The organism is Schlesneria sp. (genome assembly GCF_036405755.1).
GTDB lineage: Bacteria > Planctomycetota > Planctomycetia > Planctomycetales > Planctomycetaceae > Schlesneria > Schlesneria sphaerica.
The window spans coordinates 1-2,331 of record NZ_DASWWZ010000295.1; the positions used below are offsets into that span (position 1 = coordinate 1).

At 53.2% G+C, this 2,331-nt stretch carries 1 protein-coding gene; it reads left to right on the top strand.

All coding sequences use genetic code 11. The annotated features are described in order from the left end of the window. Positions 1 to 1,270: 1,270 nt before the first annotated feature. Positions 1,271 to 2,331 (top strand): hypothetical protein (locus VGE80_RS10365; protein ID WP_440592610.1); only part of this gene is annotated, 1,061 nt, incomplete at its 3' end.

A 2,331-nucleotide genomic window follows, 5' to 3' on the forward strand; every position in this document is an offset into this window, starting at 1 on the left:
CTCCTTTCTAAAGGATATTGGTCAATTGCGCCAGAGACACACGTGGTTCGAAAGACGTCAGTCGATCGAACAATACACGGTGACTCAAATCAATAACAAACAGTCCGCATCATTCGACAATTCTTGATTCTCAACTCTCCAACCTGTTCATACAAAAGCTACCATCACGGTTATTCGTGATGGTGGCTTTTTTCGTATTCCCCTGGCCAGCCTATCAGCCCCATTGGGGGGATTGCCAGAATGACACTGTCGAGACCTTGAAATGACGATTGGCTGTGGTCGGCATTGAGATAAGGAATGCCGCTCTGGGTCGCGATCCCTCTTCCCGGTCCGACGTTTTTGTCCCAGCCTGGCAAAAAAAGCGACTCGCGTCTGTCGGAGCTTCAGCAGGAAACCTCCCAGCCCAAGTGGATTCTTAGAGTTATTCCATACTGCGGCTGGGTCGTCTGTTCTATCCGTCGCACGGACTCTCTTCCTGGCACGAAATTGCTCGGGTCTTCTTCACAGAGAGTCTTGGTCAACGCGTCCTCTGAGCCACCGGGCAGGCATCTCACGCCGGAAAGTTTCCGCAAAAGAGCAACGCCCCTCCACCCATTCCATAATCAGCGGATGCGAGTCAGAGAATGCTCATTCGGTGGATCCTGAGTCGTGGGTGGTGGACCTCTTGTGCTGCGAACACGGGTCGCCCGACGGCCCCGACAACCCGTGTTACCGTTGAGCTAGGCTGAACGTATTTGTCTTTGCGTAGGATTCGACTCCTCTTCGGGGAAGCTGACCACAATCGCGCATACTTATTGAGACAACACCTGGCGCGGGCCTCCCCGCGTTGAAGAACTGAAACGCAGGAACTTGATTTGGTTCAGGTTCGTGGAGTTTTCTATCGCCCAGTCTGTCAGTGACGTTGCTCGCTGTTGGTTTACCAAGAGGTCTTGAGGGCGCTGCTAGTCCGGTGGGGCACCGTTCGCGGCGGTATTCAATTGCGTCGAGTCTCGACTTTGAACCGAATTGGACGATGTTCCTGCGGACGGGGCTTTTGGGGGATTCACGCACTTGGTGCATCGTCTTCGTCGCCAATTGGACCTTGAACGCTTTACGGATCGTATTCGGGGTTCATCGTGGACGTTGTACAGGTTTTTGCCGTCGCAGTTTGCGACGGGTTGGCTGGCAGCAATTTCGTATTGGAGCATGTGGCGAATTTGGATAGTGTTCTCCTCGCGCGATGGCGCTTCGCGCATTCTGGATAATCCGCTTGAGAAAGGACGCTGAAAACATGCCCATTGATCAAAGTTCTGGACGTCCGCCCTGGTCTCGCAAGGTTCGGCACCAGCTTCTTTGCGGGTTTGTCTTCGTTGCGCCGTGTCTCTGGTCGACCGAGGCATATTCACAACGAAACCCTTCGATTCGTCCTCCTCATTCGCGGGAAAGTATGCGAGGCTTCATCGATGATTACACCAAATCCTTAGATAGTGATGCTGACTTTGATCTGCCTCGCGAGTCTGGATCGATTCAAGCCGTAACGCCGTCATTCGATATCAAGCAACTGCGTCCGCTGGTGCGGAAGTTCTCGGATACGATGACGCAACTGAGCTACGGGTTGAACGAAGAAATGGGAAGAATTCCCGGCCTTCGGCAGAGCAATACTGAGGCACTGCGGTTGAGTGCCACAGCTGTCATCGTCAGCAAGCACGCAGAAAAACACGGTGCAGATCCACTGCTGCAGGAAGAGATTCAGCAAGTGGATGCAGACTGGCGGGAATTGGCTTTTCGACTGGAGCGGATCCCCGGACTTTCGGGTGAGTCGAAGGATCTTATGAAAGTCCTCAACGAAACCAGTCAGCGGATTCGTCAGGTGATTGGCATTCAGCCCCAGTTGAACCGCCAGCGGCTTCTCTTGAAGGCGGCCTCACTCGTGGCCGACCTGGAAGGACTTCAAGAAGACCTGGCGACGGAGTTAGGGAACGGTGAGGACGCTCAAACATATCGACGCTCCGTCAGTCGGCTTCGACAAATCGCATTGAATCTGGTGACGGTTATTCGTGACGATCGTTCAGAGTCCAAGGTGATTGTTGAGGCCTACAAGCAGTTTGAAACATTGTGGGGGCCCGTCGCATCCAAATTGCAGGAAGAAGAAAATCGGTATATCGATCATGGGATTCGACGTGTCGCGGCGGCAACAAGTGAAATTCACCAGCTCCTTCTCTTACCGCATAAGATGGACCAGTCGCAGTTCATTCAACTTTCGTCATATCTGAGGAAGGACATCGACGAGTTCTTTGAACGGACGCCGCTACTGCTGGTCATGCAACTGCCGAAAGCCAAGCAGGCCCTTTC